The organism is Amycolatopsis sp. NPDC004169 (assembly GCF_040610315.1).
Classification (GTDB): domain Bacteria; phylum Actinomycetota; class Actinomycetes; order Mycobacteriales; family Pseudonocardiaceae; genus Amycolatopsis.
On record NZ_JBEXMD010000020.1, the window covers coordinates 29,682 to 50,801 of the forward strand.

Consider the following 21,120-nt stretch of genomic DNA (forward strand, 5'->3'; position numbering starts at 1 on the left):
CGTCGATCGGACGGACGGGCGATTCTCGGACAACCGAAACAGATCTTCTTCGGTGGCGGACGAAAACAGTCAACCACCGGTCCGGCCGTTCGGTCAATCGGGGTCGGCGCCCCCGCTGTCCCGGGGGTCGAGGTCGAGCTGGGCCTGCGCGGCGAGTGACCACAGGTAGCTCAGCGGCTCGCCGTCGGGCTCGTCCTCGAACTCGGCGATCAGCTCGGCGTGGTGGGCGCCGAGCACGGCCAGGTCGACCTGCTGGGCCAGGCCGGCGTCGTCGGGCATGATGGTCAGGCCCCAGGTGCGCGCGGTGGCGCGGTAAGGCCGTTGCAGCGCGCCGTTTTCGCCGGTGCACACCGGCTCGGCGACCAGGAAGTTCGTCTTCACCAGCGCGCGGATGTGGCGCAGCGCGGTCCCAGAACCCCGGATCGCCTCGTTCTACGCCGGGGCGATGAGCGAAGCCCGCGACATCGACCTCGCCCGCGTCGCCGCCCACCACGGCGGCCTCGACCTGGTGCTGATCGCCCCCAACGATCCCGACGCCATGCTCCGGCACACCCGCGACTGCCGCGCGCACGGCTATCGAATACGAGCACGACCTGCTGCTGGCGGCCACCGGCTGGACCGGCCGCGACGTCCTGCTGCGGGTCGGGCGCTGGGTCACCACGCTCGGCGAGAACGGCGTCCGGATCGAATCCGCGACCGAACCGCCGTTGACGATCCTCGCCGTGCCGACCGCCGGGGTCGTCGACCCCGGCGGGCACCGGCGACGCCTTCTGCGCCGGCTTCCTGGCCGGGCTCAGCCGGGGAACCGGGATCGAGCAGGCGGCCCGGATGGGCGCCGCGCTGGCCGCCATCGCGCTCGGATCGGCCGGGGGCCAGGAGTACGTGTTCGAGCCCGAGGAGTTCCTCGCCCGGCTGCGCGCCACGTACGGCGAGGCCGCGGCGGCCGACGTCGAACAGCGGGTCCTGGCCGGAGAGGTCAGCCCGCGCGCGTGACCCGAATGGCGGAGTTTCGACCTCCGCCGCGGCCGGGTACCCGTCGGCTGGTTCGTCTTCAGCCCCTCCGGACGTGCCGGCCCGTCACACGTGTTGGCGACGGGTCTGCCCGCGCGTGCCGCGCCGCCGTCCGGAGGTACCCCCCGCGATTTCCGGACGCCGGTGCGGGCCGTGCCACCGCCGACCCCGGGGGAACCCGTGCCCGTGACGGCCACCGACCACCCGGGACCGGCGAACTGCCTTGCGCTGGAGGGAAATCCCGTGGCCGATGGAGACGTGCACACCGTGTACGAGGACGGTGTGTGGAAGAACCGGGTCGAAGGCGGCACCCGGGCCTCCAACACCTCCCCGCGCCGCGTCGACGCGGTCGTGGCCGGCCGGCTGGCGGCGCGGAAGCGCCGGGTGGGGCACCTGGTCCACACCCCCGACGGCGACGTCGAAAGCGAACGCGACTACCGGCCGCGCGCCGGACCGGCCTGCTGAGCCTCCCGCTTCCGCTCGCAGGTCGTCCCCCCGGCCTTCGCCGAGCGGAAGCGGGACCCTGCCGAGCGGATCACCCGGGCTCACTCGGTGAAGCAGCTGAGGAACGGCAAGTCGGCCGGACCGGACAGTTCCAGGTACCAGACCACCAGGTGGGTGAACACGGCGACCAGATCAGCCGGACGGCCGCGCGTCGCCAGCTCGATGTGGATGTCCCGGCTCGGCTGGTCGTCGTTGAGCGCCGCCAGCAGCGCGCGCAACGCCGCCCGGGGCCCGGGCGGCAGCCGCTCGACCTCGGCAGCCCTCCCCGCGGCGTCTTCGACGACGACCGTGAAGAAGGCGTCGTTCCACCGCGGGCCGATCGCCGCCGCGCACCGGCCGACCAGCTCGTCGGCCACCTCGGCCGCCACCCGCGTCGGACCGGCGCGGGCCAGGACGGCCACCGCCCCCGTGACTTCGTCATGGGCACCGTCCGCCGCGGCGTCGAGCAGGTCGTCGGTGAACTGCCGGGCGGTCACGCCCGCCGCGGGATCCCGGTTGTCGGTCATCGGCCCCGCGTACCCCGGGGTGGGCCGGCACAACCGGCCGCGTAAGAGATCGGTAACCGCGCGCGGGAGCCCGGCCGGGCGATTTCTCCGGTTCAATACGGTTCGAACTCGACGACGGAGGAGTACCGGATGAACCGCACGCGGCGCCTGCCGACCTGGCCCTGGTTGGCCGGCGCGCTGGTGGCGGGCCTGATCGCCGTCGCGGCGGGCCTGTACTGGTTCCAGCCGTGGCAGCTGTGGGTGGACGAGACGGTCGAAGAAAGTCTGCCGGTTCCGGCGGTCTCGGCGCCGCCGTCCTCGGCCGCACCTTCCGCGCCTGCCGCGCCGTCCTCGCCGGCCGAGGTGGCGGCCGGTTCGCTGATCAGCCACGAGCACCGGACCGCGGGTACCGTCCGGGTGATCCGCGCCGCCGACGGCTCGCTCGTGCTGCGGTTGGAGAACCTCGCGACGAGCAGCGGCCCCGACGTGCACGTCTGGCTCACCGACGCACCGGTGAAACCGGGCAAGGACGGCTGGGGCGTCTTCGACGACGGGAAGCACCTCGACGCGGGCAAGCTCAAGGGCAACAAGGGGAACCAGAACTACCCGCTGCCCGCGGGTACCGACCTGGCCGGCTACACGAGCGTGAGCCTGTGGTGCGACCGCTTCGACGTGTCGTTCGGCGCGGCGGAGCTGACCCGCACGGCGACCTGACCGTGCGGACGGGAACTGTCCTATATCGCCGTTAGCGTGAGTTCACCAACGAGCGAGAGGGACTCACGATGACTGCCACCCCCGACGGTTACACCGCGGTCGCCCCCTGGGTCGTCACCCCGGACACCGGTGCGCTGCTGGACTTCGTCACCGCGGCCTTCGGCGGCGTCGAACTGGGCCGGGTGCCGCTGGAGGACGGCAGCATCGGCCACGCCGAGATCCGGGTCGGCGACACCGTCGTGCTCGCGTTCGACCAGCGCGACGACTGGCCGGAGATGCCGTCCCTGCTGCGCGTCTTCGTCCCCGACGCCGACGTCGCGTTCGCCGCCGCCCTGCAGGCGGGCGCCCGCGAGGTGACGGCACTGACCGACAACGCTTTCGGCCAGCGCGGCGGCCGGGTGCGCGACCCGTTCGGCAACATCTGGTGGATCACCGCGGTGGCCGAGGCGGTCGCTCCGGAGGAAGGCATGCGGCGGCTGGCCGAGCCGCGGTACCAGGAGCAGATGCGCTACGCCCAGGAAACCCTCGACGCGGAGCTCAGCGGCCGGGCCAGGGGCCGGGCGAGCGCGGTGATCACCTCGTAGCGACCCGGTTTCGTCCCGCTCCCGGCGGGTATGCCGAATGATCCCACCGAGAGGGCGGCTTCATGGCGGCGAGCGAAGACACCGGAACCGAACCCACGATCACGGTGCGGGTCGACGGCACCGAGCACCGGCTGGCGGTGGACCCGCGGCGCACGTTGCTCGACCTCATCCGCGACCAGCTCGGCGAGCCGGTCGCGAAGAAGGGCTGTGACCACGGCCAGTGCGGCTCCTGCACCGTGCTGGCCGGCGGCCGCCGGGTGCTCGCCTGCCTGACCCTGGCCGTGACCTGCGACGGCGCCGACGTCACGACCGCGGCCGGGCTGGCGCGGGACGGCGGGCTGCACCCGATCCAGCAGGCCTTCCTCGACCACGACGCCTTCCAGTGCGGGTACTGCACGCCCGGCCAGATCTGCTCGGCGGCCGGGTTGCTGGCCGAGTTCGCCGACGGGTTCCCCAGCCACGTCACCTCGCCCGTGAGCGGCGCTCCACAGTGGTCCGACGAGGAGATCGCCGAACGGATGAGCGGCAACCTCTGCCGCTGCGGGGCCTACGCCGGGATCGTCGCCGCCGTCCGGGAGTCGCGATGAAGACCTTCGCCTTCGCCAAGGCCGGCACCGTCGCCGAGGCCGTGCGGGCCGTGGCCGCGGACCCGGACGCGGTGTTCCTCGGCGGCGGCACCAACCTCGTCGACCACCTGAAGCTGGGCGTGGCCCGGCCCGGCCGGGTCGTCGACGTCACCGCCGCGACGTCCGGCGAGATCCGCGAGAACGACGACGGCAGCCTGTACGTCGGGGCCGGCGTCCGCAACAGCGACCTGGCGGCCGACGGCGTGGTCCGCCGCCGGTACCCGGTCCTGGCCGAAGCGCTGCTCGCCGGCGCGTCGGCCCAGCTGCGCAACATGGCCACCACCGGCGGGAACCCGTTGCAGCGCACGCGGTGCCTGTACTTCCAGGACGTCACGACGCCGTGCAACAAGCGCGCACCGGGGACCGGGTGCTCGGCGATCGGCGGCGCCACCCGGCAGCACGCGATCCTCGGCGCGTCCCCGTCGTGCGTGGCCACGCACCCGTCCGACCTGGCCGTCGCCATGGTGGCCCTGGACGCGCGGGTCCACGTGACGGGGACGGCCGGCGAGCGGGAAATCGCTTTCACGGACCTGCACCGGCTGCCCGGTGACCACCCCGAACGCGACACCGTCCTCGCCCACGGCGAGCTGATCACCGGCTTCACCCTGCCGGCCGTGCCGTGGGCGCGGCGGTCGGCCTACCGCAAGGTCCGGGACCGGGCGTCGTACGCGTTCGCGCTCGTCTCGGTCGCCGCCGGAGTGTCCCTTGTGGACGGCCGGATCGACGACGTCCGGCTCGCACTCGGCGGTGTCGCGCACAAACCGTGGCGGGCCACCGAGGCGGAAGCCGTGCTGCGCGGAGCGCGGCCGGACGAGGAGGCGTTCGCGGCCGCCGCGGCCGCCGAGCTGGCGGGCGCCCGCGCGCTCGAGGGCGTCGACGGCGGCAACGCCTTCAAGATCCCGCTCGTCCGCCGCACCCTGGCCGCGGTGCTGCGCGAGCTGACCGCAGGGGAGCCGAACCCGTGACCGAGCTGCTCGAACCGCACGCCATCGGAACCGCGACCACCCGCCGCGACGGCCCGGCCAAGGTGACCGGGACCGCGCCGTACGCCTTCGAGGCCCCGGCGGACCGGCCGCTGTACGCCCACCCGGTGCAGGCCACGGTCGGCCGCGGCCGCTGCACCCGGATCGCCACCGTGGCCGCCGAAAGCCTCGACGGCGTGGTGGCGGTGCTCACGCCGTTCACCGCCGAACGCCTGGCCGGCACCGACGACGCCGAGCTGGCCGTGCTGCAGGACACCGCGGTGCCCTTCCGCGGGTCCGCCGTCGCGCTGGTGCTGGCCGAGACCCCGGAAACCGCCCGCCACGCGGCGGACCTGGTGACGGTCGGCTACGACACCGAGCCGCACGACGTCGAACTCGACGCCGGCCGGTCCGACCTGTACGCGCCGGATTCGGTGAACGCCGGCTTCCCGACCGACACCGGGCAGGGCGACGCCGACGCGGAGCTCGAACGGGTCGAGGTGACCATCGACGAGACGTACACGACGGCGATGCAGCACAACAACCCGCTGGAACCGCACGCGACGACCGCGTTGTGGGCCGACGGGGTGCTGACCGTGTGGGATTCCACCCAGGGCGTCCACTCGGTGCGTTCGGCGCTCGCCGGGGTGTTCGGGCTGCCCGAGGACCGGATCCGGGTGCGCTGCCCGCACGTCGGCGGCGGGTTCGGCTCGAAGGGCACCGCGCACGCGAACGTCGTGCTCGCCGCGCTGGCCGCCCGCGCGGTGCCGGGCCGCCCGGTGAAGCTCGCGCTGACCCGGCAGCAGATGTTCACCCTCACCGGCTACCGCACGCCCACGATCCAGCGCGTCCGGCTCGGCGCCGGCCGCGACGGACGGCTGCGGGCGCTGCGGGTCGACGTCGTCGAGCAGACGTCCCGGATCAAGGAGTACGCCGAGCAGACCGGTGTGCCGGCGCGGATGATGTACGCGGCGCCGAACCGGGCCACCAGCCACCGGCTCGCCGCGCTGGACGTGCCGGTGCCGTCGTGGATGCGGGCGCCGGGGGAGTGCCCGGGCATGTTCGGGCCCGAGGTCGCGATGGACGAGCTCGCGGTGGCCCTCGGCGTGGACCCGGTCGAGCTGCGGGTGCGCAACGAGCCCGAGCGGGACCCGGAGAACGGGCGGCCGTTCTCCAGCCGCAACCTCGTCGCCTGCCTGCGCACCGGGGCCGAGCGCTTCGGCTGGGGCGAACGGGATCCGCGGCCCGGCGTCCGCCGCGACGGCCGCTGGCTGACCGGGACCGGGGTGGCGGCGTCGGTGTACCCGGCGAAGCGCTCGCCCGGGTCCACGGCGCTGATCCGCTTCGAAGGCGGCCGCTACGCCGTGGAGATCGGTGCCGCCGACCTCGGCACCGGGGCCCGGACGATCCTGCCGCAGATCGCCGCCGACGCCCTCGGCGTGCCCGCGTCGGACGTCGAAGCCCGCATCGGCGACACGGACTACCCGAAGGCGACCGTCGCGGGCGGCTCGTCCGGCACGGCGTCCTGGGGCGCCGCGGTGGTCGCGGCGGCCGGGGCGTTCCGCGAGAAGTTCGGCACCGACCCGGGCGAGGGCGCGGAGGCGAGCGCGGAGACGCCGGAAAACCCGGCCGAGGAGCAGTACTCGATGTACGCCTTCGGCGCGCAGTTCGCCGAGGTGCGGGTGGACGCCGACACCGGCGAGCTCCGCGTTCCCCGGCTGTACGGCACGTTCGCGGCCGGCCGGATCGTCAACCCGGTGACCGCCCGGTCCCAGCTCCTCGGCGGGATGACGATGGGGCTGTCCATGGCGCTGTTCGAGACCGGCACGATGGACCCGCGCACCGGGCACGTGGTCAACCACGACCTGGCCGAGTACCACATCGCCACCAACGCCGACGTCGCCGACCTGCGCGCCGACTGGATCGACGAGCACGACCCGCACCTCAACCCGATGGGCACCAAGGGCGTCGGCGAGATCGGCATCGTCGGAACGGCGGCGGCGGTCGCGAACGCGGTGTACCACGCGACCGGGGTACGGGTGCGAAAGCTGCCGATCACCCTCGACGCGCTGCTGCCCGCCCTTCCGTGACGAACACCCGGCCGCTTCAGCGGTGCTGCCGCGCCATCCACTGCCAGACGTGGGTGGCGCCGGCGGCCGGGTCGTTGCGGGCCACGTAGATCCACGACCAGTGGCCCGGGAACCGGTGGCCGTCCCACACGACCTGGTCGTAGAGCGTCACCAGTGAGCGGGGGATGAGCTCGTGGGCGTGGACGGTGTTCGCCTGCGGGTCCACCGTGTCGTCGTCGCGGGAGGCGACCAGCCAGGTGGGCGTGCCGATCGCGGCCAGCTCCGCGTCCGGGATCAGCGGCGGTTCACCCGCCTTCCGGGCGGCGACGACGCCGCAGATCGGCACCGACGCGGCGAACGTCCGGGGGTAGACCGTGGTCATCTTCAGGCTCATGTAACCGCCGTTGCTGCAGCCCGCCACGAGGACCCGCCCGGGATCGACCGGCCGGGTGCCGAGCACCTCGCCGATGATTTCCCGGATGAGCGGCGCGAACCGGGGACCGTCGTCCATCCACGCGGACGTGCTCTGCGGGACGACGACGTAGGCACCGCCGAAGATCGACTGCGCTTCCCGGGTGGCGAAGCCGAGCGCGCCCCGGTTGGCGCTCAGCGTCGTCTCGTTGTCGTAGTAGCCGTCGGGGAGGGAAGCGCCTTCGCCGCCGCCGTGGAGCCAGACGATCAACGGGCGCCTGCCGCGGCCGGAAGCCGGCGAGTACAACCGGTACTTCATCCCCGAACCCGAAGTGTGGTAGCCGAAAGCGTCGGCTTCGGGGTTGCCCAGCCGGCCCTGCGTGAACGAGGTGAAGGTGACCGGGCGGCCATTGCGCAGGCGCAGAGGGGCGTTCTGCGTGACGGTGTAGACCAAGTCGAGCCGGACGTTGCGGCTCCGGCTGTTCACGTAGCCGAGGGTGTTGCCGCCGGTCGCGCCTTCGGCGTGGCCGAGTTCGAGCACGACGTCGCCGCGGTGGTCGAGCCGGGCGGCGGTCACGGGCCGGTCGAGGTCGTAGCCGACGTCCTGGCCGCCGGTGTCGATCGGGCTGGTGGCCCGCGCGTGCACGCCGAACGTGCCGGTGGTCAGGCTCGCGGGGTCGATCGGCCCGAACCGGGCGGTCCGGAGCGTGAGCGAGGTGATCTGCTCGCCGCCGTCGAGGGTTTCGGCGTCGAGCGTGAAGCCCACGTCGCCGGTTCGACCGGCGTGGGCGACGCCGGGCCACGCGAGACCGGCGGTGAGGCCCGCACCGGCGGCCAGTGCGGTGCGGCGGCTGAACGGTGTCCCCATGCGAACTCCTTTGTCCGGGGCGGGGTGACTTCAGTACGGGTGGCCGGGAACGCCGAGGTGCACCTGGTAGAGGCCGTACCCGCCGCCGGAGACGCTGGAGGTGACGTACAGGGTTCGGCCGTCCGGTCCGCCGAAGGCCGCGTTGGTGCTGGTGCGGCCGGCGGAGACGGTGCCGAGCGGGGCGCCCGACGGCGAGAAGACGTGCACGAGCCCTTCGCCGTTGGAGACCCAGTACACGTTGCCCGCGCAGTCGACGGTCGCGCCGTCGGGTGTCCGGATGTTCGCGAACACCGTGCGGTTGCCGGTGCTGCCGTCGGCGTTGACGGTGTACTTCATGATCACGTCGGCACCGGTGGCGCCCACGTAGAGCGTCTTGCCGTCGGGGGAGAGCACGACGCCGTTCGGTTGCGGCAGGGTGTCGTCGACCAGGCCGACCACGCCGTCGCGCACGCGGAAGACGCTGGTCCGCCCGCCCTGCTCGTCGGCGCGGTTGCCGCGCTGGTAGCTGGGATCGGTGAAGTAGGTGGTGCCGTCCTGGCCGGTGGTCAGGTCGTTGGGCGAGTTGAACGCGCGGCCGAGGTAGCCCGCCGCGACGGTCGTCCGGCTGCGGTCGCTCAGGCGGTAGGCGGAAACGGTGCGGTTGTCGTGGGTGGCGGCGAGCACCCGCGTGCCGTCGGCGCTGATCGCCAGTCCGTTGCTGCCGGCGTCGGCGATGAACGTCTCGAAGGTGGCCGGCGGGGTGTACCGGAGCATCGTGGACGGCTGCACGCCCTGGGGACCCGTGGGGTTCCTCATGTCCGACAGCAGCAGCGTGCCCGTCCGCCGGTCCCAGGTGGGCCCTTCGAGGAAGGTGAACCCGCCCCGGACGAGCTGGGCGGTCACCGACGGGCCCGGCAGCGGCGAGCCGTAGGTCGCGCCCGGGGTGCACGGGGCGTCCGCGGTGGTGCCTGCCGCCGCGGGGCCCGCCGCGCCCGCGAGCGCGATCGCCGCCGCCGTCACCGTCCACTTGCGACGGTGGAGTGTCCTGCGAGCCATCACGGCTCTCCTTTCGTGAGCCGGGGGTTCAGCGGCCGAGCACGACCTTGAAGATGCTTTCGTTGCTGTTGTAGGGAATGCTGTCCTTGTCGCCGTAGTTGCTGGTGGTCAGCCACAGGCCGCCGTCGGCGGACGGCTCGACGGTGCGCAGCCGCCCGTACGTGCCGGTGAGGTACTGCTGGACGTCGGTCAGGCTGTTGCCCGAGATTTCGGCCCGGTACAGCCGGGTTCCGCGTTCGCAGGCGACGTAGAGGCCGGTGCGGACCACGGCGATGCCGCTGCACGAACCCTCGGCGACGGGGTAGGTGTGCTTGGGGGCGATGAAGCCGGCTTGCCCGCAGCTGCCCGTGGTGCCCTCGCAGGCTGGCCAGCCGTAGTTGCCGCCGCGGACGATCAGGTTGGTCTCGTCCATGACGGAGTTGCCGAACTCCTGCTCCCAGAGGCGGCCCTGGGCGTCGAAGGCCAGGCCCTGCGGGTTGCGGTGGCCGTAGCTCCAGACCGCCGTGCCGAAGGGGTTGTCCGACGGGATGCTGCCGTCGCGGTTGATCCGCAGGACCTTGCCGGCGAGGCTGGTGAGGTCCTGGGCCCAGGCGCCGTTCTGGCCGTCGCCGGTGGAGAGGTAGAGCTTCCCGTCGGGCCCGAAGCGCAGCCGGCCGCCGTTGTGGTACTTGTTGCGCGGGATGCCGGTCAGCAGCACCTGCGGGGTGCCGGTGAGCACGCCGCCGGTGTACCGGACGCGCACCACCCGGTTGTCGGTCGAGCTGGTGTGCATGACGTACAGCCACGGGTCGGCCGCGAAGTCGGTGGCCACGGCGATGCCGAGGACGCCGCCCTCGCCGTCCGTGCCCGCGACGTCCGGGATCTTGCCGACCACGGTTTTCGTGCCGGTGGCGGGGTCGAGCCGGACGATCTCGAAGCTGTCGCGCCGGCTGTAGAGCACCTGCCCGTCGGGCAGGGTGGTCAGGCCCCACGGCAGCTCGGTGTCGGTGGTGACCCGGGTGACCGAGCACAACGCGGTGGCGCACGAAGAACCGGTGGTGACCGTGACCGCGGTGCCCGCGGCCGACCGGTTGCCCTGCGCGTCGCGCGCCCGCACCTGGTACCGGTAGCCGGTGTTCGGGGCCAGGCCGCTGTCGGTGAACGAGGTCGCGCCGCTGGTGGAGCCGGCGACGGTGCCGTCGCGCAGGATCTCGTAGCCGGTGACGCCGACGTTGTCGGTGGCCGGGTCCCAGCGCACGGTGACGGTGGTGCCCGACGCGGTCGCCGTCACGCCGCCGGGGGTGCTGGGCGGCTCGGTGTCGGCCTGGCACTGCGGCACGCTGATGGGGACGGTGGCACTGGCCTGCGAGACGTTGCCGGCGGCGTCACGCGCGTTGACGTACAGGCCCCAGGAGGCCCCGGGCACGACGGTCAGCTCGGCCGAGAGGTCCGTGCCCGGCACGGATTTCATGAGCTGCCCGTCGTGGTAGACGTCGTAGAAGGCGACCCCGACGTCATCGGACGACGCCGACCACGAGAAGACGACTCCGGTGCAGGTCAGGTTCGAGGCCCGCGGGTTCGAGGGCGCGGTCGGCGGCGTCGTGTCGAGCTTGACCAGCTGCCACCGCTGGTCGGCGCCGCCGGAATCGGGCAGCTGGACGATCCGCGCACCGTCGGCGGAGCTCGACGTGGCGACGGCCTTGCCGCTGGCACGGTTGAGCAACCGGACGTCACCACCGGCGGAGCCGGCGAGCCGGAACTGCTGCCCGGAGCGGCCGGCGTCGGCGCTCTGCACCAGCCCGGCCCGGTCGGCGGTGGAGGGGAAGGTCAGGACGAGCGCGCTGAGCCGGGACTTGATCCGGTAGAAGCCACCGCCGGAGTCGACGAACTGCCACTGCTGCGGGCCGCGGTCGTCCCGGGTGCGCTGGGTGATCCGGGCGCCGTCGTAGGTGGCACCGCCGGAGACTTCCAGCGCCTTGCCGCTGCTGCGGTTGACGAGCACGTAGGAAGAACCGGTGTCCACGGTGGCGGCGGATGCGGCCGGGGCGGGGAGCAGGAAGCCCAGGCCCACGAGCAGGGTGGTGGCCAGTGCTCGGCGTTCGGTGGTGCGGAGCGGTGCCGGACCGGACGGTTTTCGCGCACGTAGAGCCATGCGTCGCCTCCTTGCGAGCAGGGGTGCGTACTGGGCGTCGCGGGCTGGTCGGCCCACGCGGCTGGGAGCGCTCCCAGGTCACCGTAGCGCAAATCGTTGACCGATGACAGGGGTGGTGAGCGGGTATCCAACCGGGGCGCGCGTCACCACGTGACAGGCAGGCTGGTGACACCCCGCAGCAACCCGCCCCGACGCCAGCCGATCCCTTCGGCCGGAATCGCCAGGCGCAGCCCCGGCAGCCGGCGCACCAGGGTCGACAGCAGGATGCGCAGCTCCAGCCGGGCCAGCGGGGCGCCGAGGCAGTGGTGCACGCCGTAGCCGAACGCGAGGTGGTGGTTGACCGCGCGACTGAAGTCCAGCTCGGCGGCCGAGGGGAACACCTCTTCGTCGCGGTTGGCCGCATCCAGCTGGACCAGGACCGCGTCGCCCGCCCGGATGATCTGGCCGCCGAGCGAGAGGTCCTCCCGGGCGATCCGCGCGAAGTCCGCGACCGTCGACAGCGGGACGTAGCGCAGCAGTTCCTCCACCGCGGCCGGGATCAGCTCGGGCCGGGCGACGAGCGTCGTCCAGCGGTCGCGGTCGGACAGCAGCTCGACCAGGAAGCTGCCGGCCAGGTTCGCCGTCGTCTCGTGGCCGCCGGTCAGCAGGGCCACGCCGAGCATGAGCAGTTCGCGGTCGGTCAAGCGGTCGTCTTCGTCGCGGGCGGCGACGAGCGCGGTCAGCAGGTCGTCGGCCGGTTGCTCCCGGCGCTGCGCGATCAGCGTCTGCAGTGCGCCCGCCAGCTTTCCGCGTGCCCGTGTGACGTCCTCGGGTGTCACGTCCGAGGCGACCAGCGTTTCGGTGCACTCACGCACCAACCGGCGCTGCTCCGCCGGTACGCCGAGCAGTTCGCAGATCACCAGCACGGGCAGCTCCCACGTCACCGCCGCCGCGAAGTCCGCCGGCGGTGCGACGCCGTCGAGGAGCGTGTCGGCGATGGCCTGGATCCGCGGCTGGAGCAGCTCGACCCGGCGGGCGGTGAACGCCGTGCCCACCAGCGCCCGGATCCGGTGGTGCTCCGGCGGGTCCATGGCCAGCAGGTTGCCCGCCGGTTCGAGGCCGGGACGGCCGCGCGGCACGTCCGCCCCGGCCGCGGCGGCCCGCGAGAACCGCGGGTCCGACAGCACGAACCGGGTCTGCTCGTAGCCCGTCACCAGCCAGGCGTCGCCGCCGTAGGGCATCGTGACGCGGACCGGTGCGCCGGCCTTCCGCAACCGGGCGAACCGCGGGTGCAGCCGCAGGGCCACGGCGTCCCCGAAGGGGTAGGGGACGGGCTGGACGTCCATCGGCACATCGTGGCGCACCCGGGCAGCGGCGAATACCGCCCAACGGCGGCTCCTCCCCGGGACCCCGAAATGTCCACAATGGAGTGATCACGAGCGGAGGACGAACCCGGCGACGTCGTGGCCGAGCTGCCGGCCGGCTTCGTGGTCGAGCCGGGTGTGGACGCCGGCCGCGATCCGGCTGAGGCCGGCTTCTTCGGCGGCGCCCTGGAACGACGGGAACCGCCGACCACGCCGGGCAGCGCTTCGGAGGTGACGGCCAACGGCCACCGCGGACCGTACTCCCGGCGCAGGACCAGCGCCCCCGCCTGCGCGATGACGCTGTGCGCGCCGGGGTACGCCGGGTCGGCCGGGGTGGTCGCCAGGCCCGACCAGTCCGGGGTGCCGTCGGTGGCCGGGTTGCCGTCCGCGGCGGCCAGCCGGATCGCGGTGATCGGGCGCCAGATCCGGTAGTGGTACTTCGCGTCGTAGAAGGCGATCACGGCGTCGGCGAAGCTCAGGTTGAGCCGCGCGAACACCCGGGCCGCCACGAGCAGGCCGCTGCGCGAGCCGCCGACGACCGACTGGGCGATCTCGTTCCAGTAGTTCCAGATCGGCGCGGCCCAGAACCGCGCCTGCACGGTCTCGTCGGCGGTGCGGGTCGTGCTGGTGTCGCGGCCGGCCGCGGCCACTTCGGCCAGGGCACGCGCGTAGCGGGCGCTGCCCGGCGAAGGGTACGGGCCGGGCCGGAACTGCGCGGCCCGGTCGAGCACGAACGGCGTCACCGCGGCCCAGTGGGTGAACACGGCGGGGGCGAACGCCGGCGGGGTCGGCCGGTACTGCCCGGGTGCGGTGCCCGGCGGCAGCACCGGCGGGACCGCCGCCGACCCGTCGTCGGCCCGCAGGCCCAGCAGCAGCCGGGCGACGAGCCGCCCGGCCCGGGTACCGGCCTCCCGCGCGGCCGGCGGCGTCACGCCGGCCAGCTGCCCGGCCAGCAGGTCCGCCGGCGCGCCGGCCCGGGTGGGGTAGAGCGCGGCCAGGACGTCGTGGGCCGCCTGCGCCGCGGCGGCTTCGGGCGCCGCCCGGTCCGGGACGTCGACGGTGAACAGGTAGGGCCGTCCGGTGCCGGTCGTGGCGACGACGGCGTCGTGGATGGCCGCGTGCAGCAGGGCGAAGCTGCGGGTCGGGTGCACGGTGGCCGGCTGCAGGCCCGCCGTGCGCACGATGGCCAGCAGCTGCCGGTTCCAGGCGAGGACGACGTCCGCGCCGCCGGCCCGCGCGGGCGCCGCGGTGGCCGGACCGGGCAGGCCGGTGGTGGCGAGCGCGGCGGCGGCCGCGCCGCCGGTCACGAGCAGCGTCCGGCGCGACATCGAGGTGGTGGTCATGGCGCTCCCAGGTCGTCGGAGGGGTCGCTTGCCGATACGGTCACGGGTTACGGCGTAACCCGGGCGCGTATCCCTCGGTGGCGGGAACGGTCGGCGGGGAGAAGGCGGGCGGTGCCGGTGGCACAGCGGTTCCGGCGCAAGCGCGCCGAACAGGACGAAGCGGGCGCGGCGCCCCGTCCGCGGCTGCACGCGGTCGGGCCGGACGTCTACCCGGACTGGGAGGCGGTCTACCGCGACAACGTCGACCGCGTCCACCGGCTGATGTTTGCGAAGGTGGGCAACCGGCCCGACGCCGAGGACCTCACGACGGAGGTCTTCCTGACGGCGTTGCGGCCGCTGCGCGTTTCGGCGAGCGTGGGCGAGGTGCGGGCGTACCTGCTGGCCACCGCGCGGACCGTGCTGGCCGGGCACTGGCGGCGCACGCTCGGCCGGGAGATCACCACCCTGGACGACGAGCACGACGTCGCCGCCTTCGAAGCCGGCGCCGTCGACCCGGGCACCCTCGCCCGTGCCGAGGCGATCCTCGCGCTCCTGCCGGAGCGGCACGCGAAGATCCTGCGGCTGCGTTTCCTGCAGGCGTGTTCGCTCAAGGAAGCGGCGGAGCAGCTCGGCATCACCGTCGGCAACGCGAAGGTGCTGCAGCACCGGGCGTTGCGCCAGGCGGCCCAGCTGGCGGAAGGGATGGAGACGTGAGCACTCGAGGCGTCCGCCGGTTCGTCAAGGACCTCCTGCGGCGGCGACGGCCGCGCCCGTTCGCGGCGGGTCCGGGCGACGAGGCCGAGCTGCGGACCGCGGTGCTGCTGCGCGCCGCCCGCCCCGGCGCCGCGGCGGCGAGCGAGGAGTTCGTGGCCGGGCTGCACCGCCGGCTCGCGCGGGAACTCGGGGAACCGGCGCCGGAGCGGGGCGGCACCCGGCGCCGGTTCATCCAGGTGTCCTCGGCCGCCGCGGTGGCGGCCGCGGCGGGCGCGGGCGTCGAGTACCTGGTGACGTCCGGAGCCGAGCCACCGGAAGAGGAAACCCTGCGGCCGGAGAACGGGCGGTGGCGGGCCGTGGCCGCGGCCCACGACCTGCCCGAGGGCGGCGTGCTGCCGTTCGACTTCGGCGCCGTGGCCGGCTTCGTGCGCCGCACCGGCGGCGAGGTGCAGGGGGTGTCGGCAACTTGCACCCACCTCGGCTGCCGGCTGAACCTCGACGCCCCGGCCCGGCGGCTGAACTGCCCGTGCCACCGGACGTCGTTCGCCGTCGACGGTGCGGTCCTCCTGCACCAGCTGCCGGTGACGCCGCCACCGCTGCCGCAGCTGGTGGTGCGGGAGGCCGGGGGAGTCGTCGAAGTCCTGGTGCCGCCGGAGGGTGCGTGACCGTCGCGGGGTCCGCGGCACGGGGAAATCCGGGTCGCGGGACTCGGGTCAGCCGGTGAATCACCGTCGGTACCGCTGTTCGAACACTCCGATGGAGCCCCGGAAAACGGTTTCCGCGGCGATATTCTGGTGGCATGAGCGACGACAAATGGATCATGGAAATGGAATTCGGCCCGATGAGCCTGCCGAAGCCGGATGTGAGCGAGACCAGGGACAGTCCCGGAATGGGACTCGGCGCCATCGCCGGAGGCGCGGTGGCCACGGCCGCCGCGATCGCCTTCCCGCCCGCGATCGCGGTGGCGCCGTTGATCGTCGCCGGCGGAATGGTCGCCGGGATGGCCGTCGAAGGAAAACTCTCCGGCGAATAGCGTTGCCGGCGCATCCGGCTGTGGGGAAAGGAGCCGCGGCTCAGTCTTCGGCGGCGCCGAACTGCGCGCGCTGGTGTTCGGTGATGTCGATCAACCGGCGCTTGAACCGCTCGTAGTCGGCGGCTCCCATCCGTTCGGCGTGGCGACGCTGGATGTCGGCCATGATCGCGTCCGCCGTGCGCATCTGGGCGAGCCCGCGGTCGGTCGGGCAGATCAGCTTCGCCCGGCGGTCTCGCGGGTCCGGGAGCCTGCGGACGTAGCCCAGCGACTCCAGCTCGTCGATGAGGATGCCGATGTTCTGCTTGTGCTGGCCGGAAAGCTTCGACAGGTCGGTCGCCCGCACGCCGTCCGGGTCGAGGTAGGCCAGCACCGCGCCGTGGCGGGGCTTCAGGTCGGCGAAGCCCCGCTCGGCCAGCGTCGAGAACAGCTCGCGCTGCACCGCGAACAGCAGCCGGCCCGCGAGCACGCCCAGGTCGGGGTTCGTCGCGTTGCGTTCCGCCCGGGTCACCATCCGCCGCTCCTCGCCGTCGCCTTCCGCGGACAGCCTAACGATCAGCCCGCCCGGTGACGGTTTCCCGGATCCACCCGGCGATCTCCGCCCAGACCGGGTGCCCGGGGTGGACGACGTCGAAGTGGGTGCCGCCCTCGACCTCGAGGTAGCGGGCCGTGCCGCCCTCGGCGGTCACCTTCTCCGCGTAGCGGCGGCTCCACTCGGCGGGCACGGCTTCGTCGGCGGTGCCGTGGACGGCGAGCACCGGGACGCCGGGGCCGGCCAGCTCCAGCGGTGACGTCCAGGCGTGGTGCCCGGCGGCCAGCAGCGGCACGATCCCGCCGCCGACGGCGTCGGCCACCGCGGGCCACACCTCGGGCCGGGCCGGTTCGGGCGCGTCCTTCGGCGGCTCGGCGTCCGGGTCGGCGAGCACCTTCCCGAAGCCCGCTGCGTCCGCGGCACGCAGGTCGAGCGCGCCGGCCAGCTCGACCAGGCCCACCGGGGTGATCTTCGGGTGGGCGCCGGGTGCTTCGGGCGGGAGCGCGCCGCGGTGGGCGGCCCAGGTGGCCAGGTGCCCGCCGGCGGAGTGGCCGAGGAGGACGACGCGGGTGGTGTCGAGGGCGGGGTCCAGGCCGTCGAGGGCGTCGATCGCCGCGGCGACGTCGAGGAAGGTGCCCGGCCAGCCACCACCGGGCTCGCCGATCCGGCGGTACTCGACGTTCCACACCGCGTAGCCCCGCCCGACGAGGTCGTCGACGACGTCGGTGATCTGGCGGCGGTCCCACATGGCGGTCCAGTAGCCGCCGTGGAGGACGGCGACGACGGGGAACGGGCCGTCGCCTTCGGGCAGGTACAGCTCGCCGACCTGGGACGGCTCGGGGCCGTAGGCGACGGTCCGGACCCGCCGGGTGCCGTCTTCGGCGTCGTCGTACCGCACGCCGCGCTCGGCGCCGACCAGGCCGCCGATGGTGGCGAAGAAAGCCCCGATCGCGGGCAGGTTGGCGCCCTTGGTCTTCGACTCGTCCCAGGCGGCGTCGTCGGTCCACTCGACGAAGTCCAGCCAGGTCCGCTCGTCGAGGCGGACCAGGCGCGCGGCGAGGAAGCCGCGCCGGTCCTCCCGGAACGCGGCCACCATGCCCGGGCGCGCGGCCAGCATCGCCTCGGTGTTCTCCGGTGCCACGGTGAACGTGGTCAGCTCGATGACCGACATCGTCAGCTCCTCGGGTCTCCCTCAGTTGGTCAAGATTCATGATAGTCATAGATCGTGACTAAATGCCAGACCCGGGTTCCCGCCGGTGCTGGTGATGCGTCCACTGTGGACCCGATTCGACGCGGTTGCGCTCCTGGCAAGGTGATCCGCGGTGCCGCTAAGCTCATCGGGTCGCCGGGCGGTGTGGGCGGCCGGCTGGTCTGTTCGGAGCAACGGCGTATCCCCGCGCCGGGCCGGCGCGTCCTGAGCACGGCGGAACGGGGCGGTGCGGAGGGCCGGGATGGCGGATCGGCAGGCGCCGGGCATCGAGCTCCGGGTGCTGGGTCCGTTCGAGGTCGACGCCGGCGACGGCCCGCTCGACGCCGGCGGGCCGCGGTTGCGGGCGATGCTGGCGCTGCTCGCGGCGCACGCCGGCCGCCCGGTGAGCGTGTCGCTGTTCGTCTCCGAGCTCTGGGGCCCCGAACCGCCGCCGGACGCCGAGCGGACCGTCCGGACCTACGTTTCCCGGCTGCGGCGGGCGCTGCCGGCGGCCGCCGGGCTGATCGGCACCCGGGCACCGGGGTACGTCCTGCTCGAACCGGACACCGTGGACGCGGTGCGGTTCCGGAAGCTGGCCAGGGACGGCCGCGCGGCGCTGACCGGCGGCGCGGCCCTGCTCGCCCGCGAACGGCTGACGGCGGCGCTGGACCTGTGGCGCGGCCGGGCCTACGACGAGTTCGACGGGATCGCCGCCCTCGAGCTGGAGCGGACCCGGCTGGTGCGGGAACGCCTCGACGCCGTCCAGGACCGCGTCGACGCCGACCTGTCCGCCGGGGCGGGCGGGGAGCTCGTCGCCGAGCTGACGGACCTGACCGCGGCCCACGCCGGGCACGAGCGGCTGTGGGGCCAGCTGATGACCGCGCTCTACCGCGCGGGCCGGCAGGCGGACGCGCTGGACGCCTTCCGGCGCGCCCGCCACGAGCTGGTCGAACACGCCGGCGTGGAGCCGTCCGCCGAGCTGACCGCCATCCAGCACCGCATCCTCGCGCACGACCCCCGGCTGCAGGCCGCGCCGACAGGGCCCGTGCCCGTGGCGACGCGGCCGGCCCAGCTGCCGCCCGCGGTGGGCGGCTTCGCCGGGCGCGCGCCGGAACTCGCCGCCCTCGACGCCGCGGCCGCCGGGATCGACGGCGAGGTCGTCGTCCTCGCGATCTGCGGCACGGCGGGCGTGGGCAAGACGGCGCTGGCCGTGCGCTGGGCGCACCGCGTCGCCGCCCGGTTCCCCGACGGGCAGCTCTACGTCAACCTGCAGGGCTTCGACCCCGGCGGCGTGCTGGCGGCCGGGGAGGCGCTGCGCGGGGTGCTGACCGCGTTCGGCGTCTCCGCCGACCGGCAGCCCGACACGCTGCAGGCCCAGGTCGCGTTGTACCGGAGCCTGACCGCCGGGAAGCGCGTCCTGGTCGTGCTCGACAACGCCCGCGACGCCGCGCACGTCCGCCCGCTGCTGCCCGCCGGGCCCGGCTGCGCGGTGGTCGTCACCAGCCGCGACGACCTCGCCGGGCTGGTGGCCCGCGACGGCGCCCGCCGGATCGCGCTGGACGTGCTGGCGCCCGGCGAAGCGGTCGCGCTGCTCCGGCGGCTCGTCGGCGACCGGATCGCCGCGCCCGCGGAGCTCGCGGACCTCGCCGTCCAGTGCGCCCGGCTGCCGCTGGCCCTGCGGGTCGCCGCCGAGCTCGTCGCCCGCCGCGGCCGGGTCGGGCTCGAGGACCTCGCCGACGAGCGGCACCGGCTGGACCTGCTGGACGCCGGGGCGGACGCCGAAACCGCCGTGCGGGCGGTGTTCTCCTGGTCGGAACGGCACCTGCCGCCCGCGGCGAACCGCCTGTTCTGGTTGCTGGGCCTGCACCCCGGCCGCGACACCGACGGCGAAGCGGCCGCCGCGCTGGCCGGTGCCGACGCCCGCGACGGCCGCCGGCTGCTCGGCGTGCTGGAGGGCGCCCACCTCGTGGAGGCGTCGGGCACGGACCGCTGGACGATGCACGACCTGCTGCGCGCCTTCGCCCGCGAACGCGCGCAGCGGCAGCTCGCCGAACCCGAACGGCGCCGTGCGCTGAAGAACCTCTACGAGCACTACCTCGCCCGTGCACTGGCCGCGATGGACGCGCTGTTCCCGGAAACCGTCCGGTGGCGGCGCGACGACGGCGGCCCGGACCGGCCCGGATCGATGTCGTCGGTCGCCGCGAAGGCGTGGCTGGACACCGAACGGCTCACCCTCGTGGCGATCACGCGCACCGCGGACGGCGAGCTCGCCGGGTACGCGGTCGAGCTGGCACGGGCGATCGACGAGTACCTGAGCGTCGGCTACCACAACGCCGACGCGTTCTCGGTGCACCAGCGCGCGCTCTGGGCGGCCGAGCGGCTCGGCGACCCGGCCGGGCAGGCGCGCGGCCTGCTGGAACTCGGCCGCTCGCACGCCCGGTCCGGTGCCTACGGGGACGCCGACGACCACTACCGGCGCGCGCTGGGGCTGTTCCGGCAGCTGGGGGACCGCGCCGGGGAGGTGCGGACGCTGATCGCGCTGGGGCACAACGAAGGCCGCGTCCGCCGCCACCACGAGGCTTTGGCCCTCTACGGCCGGGCGCTGGCGATCGGCCGGGAGATCGGCGACCGCGGCCAGGAAGCCGTCGCGCTGGCCAGCATCGGGCAGGTGCAGCACATCCTGGGACGCCACGAGGAGGCGGTGACGTGCTACCGGCAGGCCGCCGCGATCTACGCGGAGACCGGCCAGCGCGTCGGCCAGGGCCGCATCCTCAACGACCTCGGCAACGCCCTGCAGAGCCGCGGCCGGCTGACCGAGGCCCACGACCACCACGAGCGGGCGCTGCGGATCCTGCACGACATCGGCGACCGCGCGGCCGAAGCCGTCGCGCACACCGACCTCGGCCGGATCGCTTCGCGGTGGGGCAGGCACGCCGAAGCGCTCGAACACCACCACGAGGCCCTCGCCGTGTTTTCGGAGATCGGCGACCCGGTCGGTGAAACGGAGGTGCTGGTCAACCTGGGCACGGCGTACGAACGCATGGACCGGTACCCCGAAGCGGGCGACGCGCACCAGCAGGCCCAGACCCTGGCCGCCAAGCTCGGCGACCGGCGGCTCGAATGCACGGCGCTGAACGGGCAGGGCCGGGTCGCGTGCGCGGCCGGCCGGACCACCGAAGCGCTCGGCTACCACCAGCAGGCCCTGACGCACGCCCGGGCCATCGAGGACCGCGAGCAGGAGGCGCACTCGCTCGACGGGATGGCGGCCGCGCACGCGAGAGAGGGCGCGGCCGCCGAGGCCCGCCGTAGGTGGGCGGAGGCCCTCCCGATCTACGAGGCGCTGGGGATGCCGGACGCCGCCGAGGTGCGGGAACACCTCCGCGAACCAGGGTGAAAGCTCGCTGGCGTCCTCTGTGGACTGGATCTGGTGGTCCACAGAGGACCGCAGCTCAGAGCTGACCGGCCGCGAACTCGGCCGCGTCGCCGCCGTGGCTGAAGTGGGCCAGGATGTTCGCGCCGAGGAACTGGCAGAGGGGATCGCCGTCGGCGCAGTAGTCCTTGGTGCGGCTCTGGTGGACGCCGGTGACGCC

At 74.1% G+C, this 21,120-nt stretch carries 19 protein-coding genes and 1 pseudogene; 11 read left to right on the plus strand and 9 right to left on the minus strand.

Annotated features, from left to right (window positions below):
- Nucleotides 1-93: 93 nt before the first annotated feature.
- Nucleotides 94-381, minus strand: coding sequence for a hypothetical protein (locus ABZX11_RS25645; protein ID WP_176176853.1), 288 nt, complete (start codon nucleotides 379-381; stop codon nucleotides 94-96).
- Between the two features lie 381 nt (nucleotides 382-762).
- Here ABZX11_RS25645 and ABZX11_RS25650 point away from each other — a divergent pair.
- Together ABZX11_RS25650 and ABZX11_RS25655 are read left to right on the plus strand one after the other, a co-directional pair.
- Nucleotides 763-993, plus strand: a pseudogene (locus ABZX11_RS25650) (PfkB family carbohydrate kinase); the annotation flags it as partial.
- 261 nt (nucleotides 994-1,254) lie between these two features.
- Nucleotides 1,255-1,476: a DUF2188 domain-containing protein gene (locus ABZX11_RS25655; protein WP_176176855.1), complete on the plus strand. Its 222-nt coding sequence runs from the start codon at nucleotides 1,255-1,257 to the stop codon at nucleotides 1,474-1,476.
- 80 nt (nucleotides 1,477-1,556) lie between these two features.
- Here the strand turns inward: ABZX11_RS25655 and ABZX11_RS25660 are convergent, their stop codons facing one another.
- A complete protein-coding gene (locus ABZX11_RS25660) occupies nucleotides 1,557-2,021 on the minus strand; it encodes a hypothetical protein (RefSeq protein WP_354917210.1) in 465 nt (154 codons plus the stop codon).
- Between the two features lie 129 nt (nucleotides 2,022-2,150).
- Between ABZX11_RS25660 and ABZX11_RS25665 the strand changes: the two genes are divergently transcribed.
- From ABZX11_RS25665 to ABZX11_RS25685, 5 genes are all read left to right on the plus strand, one after another.
- Nucleotides 2,151-2,714: a DM13 domain-containing protein gene (locus ABZX11_RS25665; RefSeq protein WP_354917213.1), complete on the plus strand. Its 564-nt coding sequence runs from the start codon at nucleotides 2,151-2,153 to the stop codon at nucleotides 2,712-2,714.
- Between the two features lie 68 nt (nucleotides 2,715-2,782).
- Nucleotides 2,783-3,298: a VOC family protein gene (locus ABZX11_RS25670; RefSeq protein WP_176176858.1), complete on the plus strand. Its 516-nt coding sequence runs from the start codon at nucleotides 2,783-2,785 to the stop codon at nucleotides 3,296-3,298.
- A 62-nt stretch (nucleotides 3,299-3,360) separates the two neighbouring features.
- The gene (locus ABZX11_RS25675) at nucleotides 3,361-3,885 is read left to right on the plus strand and encodes a 2Fe-2S iron-sulfur cluster-binding protein (protein WP_354917217.1); all 525 of its coding nucleotides are present in this window, start codon (nucleotides 3,361-3,363) and stop codon (nucleotides 3,883-3,885) included.
- Nucleotides 3,882-4,889 carry a xanthine dehydrogenase family protein subunit M gene (locus ABZX11_RS25680; RefSeq protein WP_354917220.1) on the plus strand — a complete coding sequence of 336 codons (1,008 nt, stop codon included), beginning with the start codon at nucleotides 3,882-3,884 and terminating at the stop codon, nucleotides 4,887-4,889. The genes ABZX11_RS25675 and ABZX11_RS25680 overlap by 4 nt, the downstream gene beginning before the upstream one ends.
- Nucleotides 4,886-6,976, plus strand: coding sequence for a xanthine dehydrogenase family protein molybdopterin-binding subunit (locus ABZX11_RS25685; protein ID WP_354917223.1), 2,091 nt, complete (start codon nucleotides 4,886-4,888; stop codon nucleotides 6,974-6,976). Before ABZX11_RS25680 ends, ABZX11_RS25685 begins: the two co-directional genes overlap by 4 nt.
- A gap of 16 nt (nucleotides 6,977-6,992) precedes the next feature.
- Here ABZX11_RS25685 and ABZX11_RS25690 read toward each other — a convergent pair whose 3' ends face one another.
- From ABZX11_RS25690 to ABZX11_RS25710, 5 genes are all read right to left on the minus strand, one after another.
- A complete protein-coding gene (locus ABZX11_RS25690) occupies nucleotides 6,993-8,234 on the minus strand; it encodes a prolyl oligopeptidase family serine peptidase (protein WP_354917226.1) in 1,242 nt (413 codons plus the stop codon).
- A gap of 30 nt (nucleotides 8,235-8,264) precedes the next feature.
- Nucleotides 8,265-9,269, minus strand: a complete 1,005-nt coding sequence (locus tag ABZX11_RS25695; RefSeq protein WP_354917229.1) for an SMP-30/gluconolactonase/LRE family protein — start codon at nucleotides 9,267-9,269, stop codon at nucleotides 8,265-8,267.
- Nucleotides 9,270-9,297: 28 nt separating this feature from the next.
- Nucleotides 9,298-11,337 carry a PQQ-dependent sugar dehydrogenase gene (locus tag ABZX11_RS25700; protein WP_354917517.1) on the minus strand — a complete coding sequence of 680 codons (2,040 nt, stop codon included), beginning with the start codon at nucleotides 11,335-11,337 and terminating at the stop codon, nucleotides 9,298-9,300.
- Between the two features lie 206 nt (nucleotides 11,338-11,543).
- Nucleotides 11,544-12,686, minus strand: a complete 1,143-nt coding sequence (locus ABZX11_RS25705) for a cytochrome P450 (protein WP_354917520.1) — start codon at nucleotides 12,684-12,686, stop codon at nucleotides 11,544-11,546.
- Nucleotides 12,590-14,086 (minus strand): haloperoxidase, encoded by a 1,497-nt coding sequence (locus ABZX11_RS25710; RefSeq protein WP_354917232.1) that lies wholly within the window; start codon nucleotides 14,084-14,086, stop codon nucleotides 12,590-12,592. Before ABZX11_RS25710 ends, ABZX11_RS25705 begins: the two co-directional genes overlap by 97 nt.
- Before the next feature lie 111 nt (nucleotides 14,087-14,197).
- Between ABZX11_RS25710 and ABZX11_RS25715 the strand changes: the two genes are divergently transcribed.
- The 3 genes from ABZX11_RS25715 to ABZX11_RS25725 all read left to right on the plus strand — a co-directional run bounded on the left by ABZX11_RS25715 (nucleotide 14,198) and on the right by ABZX11_RS25725 (nucleotide 15,812).
- Nucleotides 14,198-14,779 carry an RNA polymerase sigma factor gene (locus tag ABZX11_RS25715; RefSeq protein WP_176176867.1) on the plus strand — a complete coding sequence of 194 codons (582 nt, stop codon included), beginning with the start codon at nucleotides 14,198-14,200 and terminating at the stop codon, nucleotides 14,777-14,779.
- Nucleotides 14,776-15,444, plus strand: coding sequence for a Rieske (2Fe-2S) protein (locus tag ABZX11_RS25720; protein WP_354917236.1), 669 nt, complete (start codon nucleotides 14,776-14,778; stop codon nucleotides 15,442-15,444). The genes ABZX11_RS25715 and ABZX11_RS25720 overlap by 4 nt, the downstream gene beginning before the upstream one ends.
- Before the next feature lie 134 nt (nucleotides 15,445-15,578).
- Complete coding sequence (locus ABZX11_RS25725) at nucleotides 15,579-15,812, plus strand: hypothetical protein (RefSeq protein ID WP_176176869.1); 234 nt, start codon at nucleotides 15,579-15,581, stop codon at nucleotides 15,810-15,812.
- Nucleotides 15,813-15,852: 40 nt separating this feature from the next.
- Here the strand turns inward: ABZX11_RS25725 and ABZX11_RS25730 are convergent, their stop codons facing one another.
- The gene (locus tag ABZX11_RS25730) at nucleotides 15,853-16,323 is read right to left on the minus strand and encodes a MarR family winged helix-turn-helix transcriptional regulator (RefSeq protein WP_176176870.1); all 471 of its coding nucleotides are present in this window, start codon (nucleotides 16,321-16,323) and stop codon (nucleotides 15,853-15,855) included.
- Between the two features lie 34 nt (nucleotides 16,324-16,357).
- A complete protein-coding gene (locus ABZX11_RS25735; protein ID WP_354917239.1) occupies nucleotides 16,358-17,512 on the minus strand; it encodes an alpha/beta hydrolase fold domain-containing protein in 1,155 nt (384 codons plus the stop codon).
- 280 nt (nucleotides 17,513-17,792) lie between these two features.
- Between ABZX11_RS25735 and ABZX11_RS25740 the strand changes: the two genes are divergently transcribed.
- Entirely contained in the window at nucleotides 17,793-20,924 is a 3,132-nt protein-coding gene (locus tag ABZX11_RS25740) for a tetratricopeptide repeat protein (protein WP_354917242.1), read from the plus strand.
- Nucleotides 20,925-21,120: the final 196 nt, after the last annotated feature.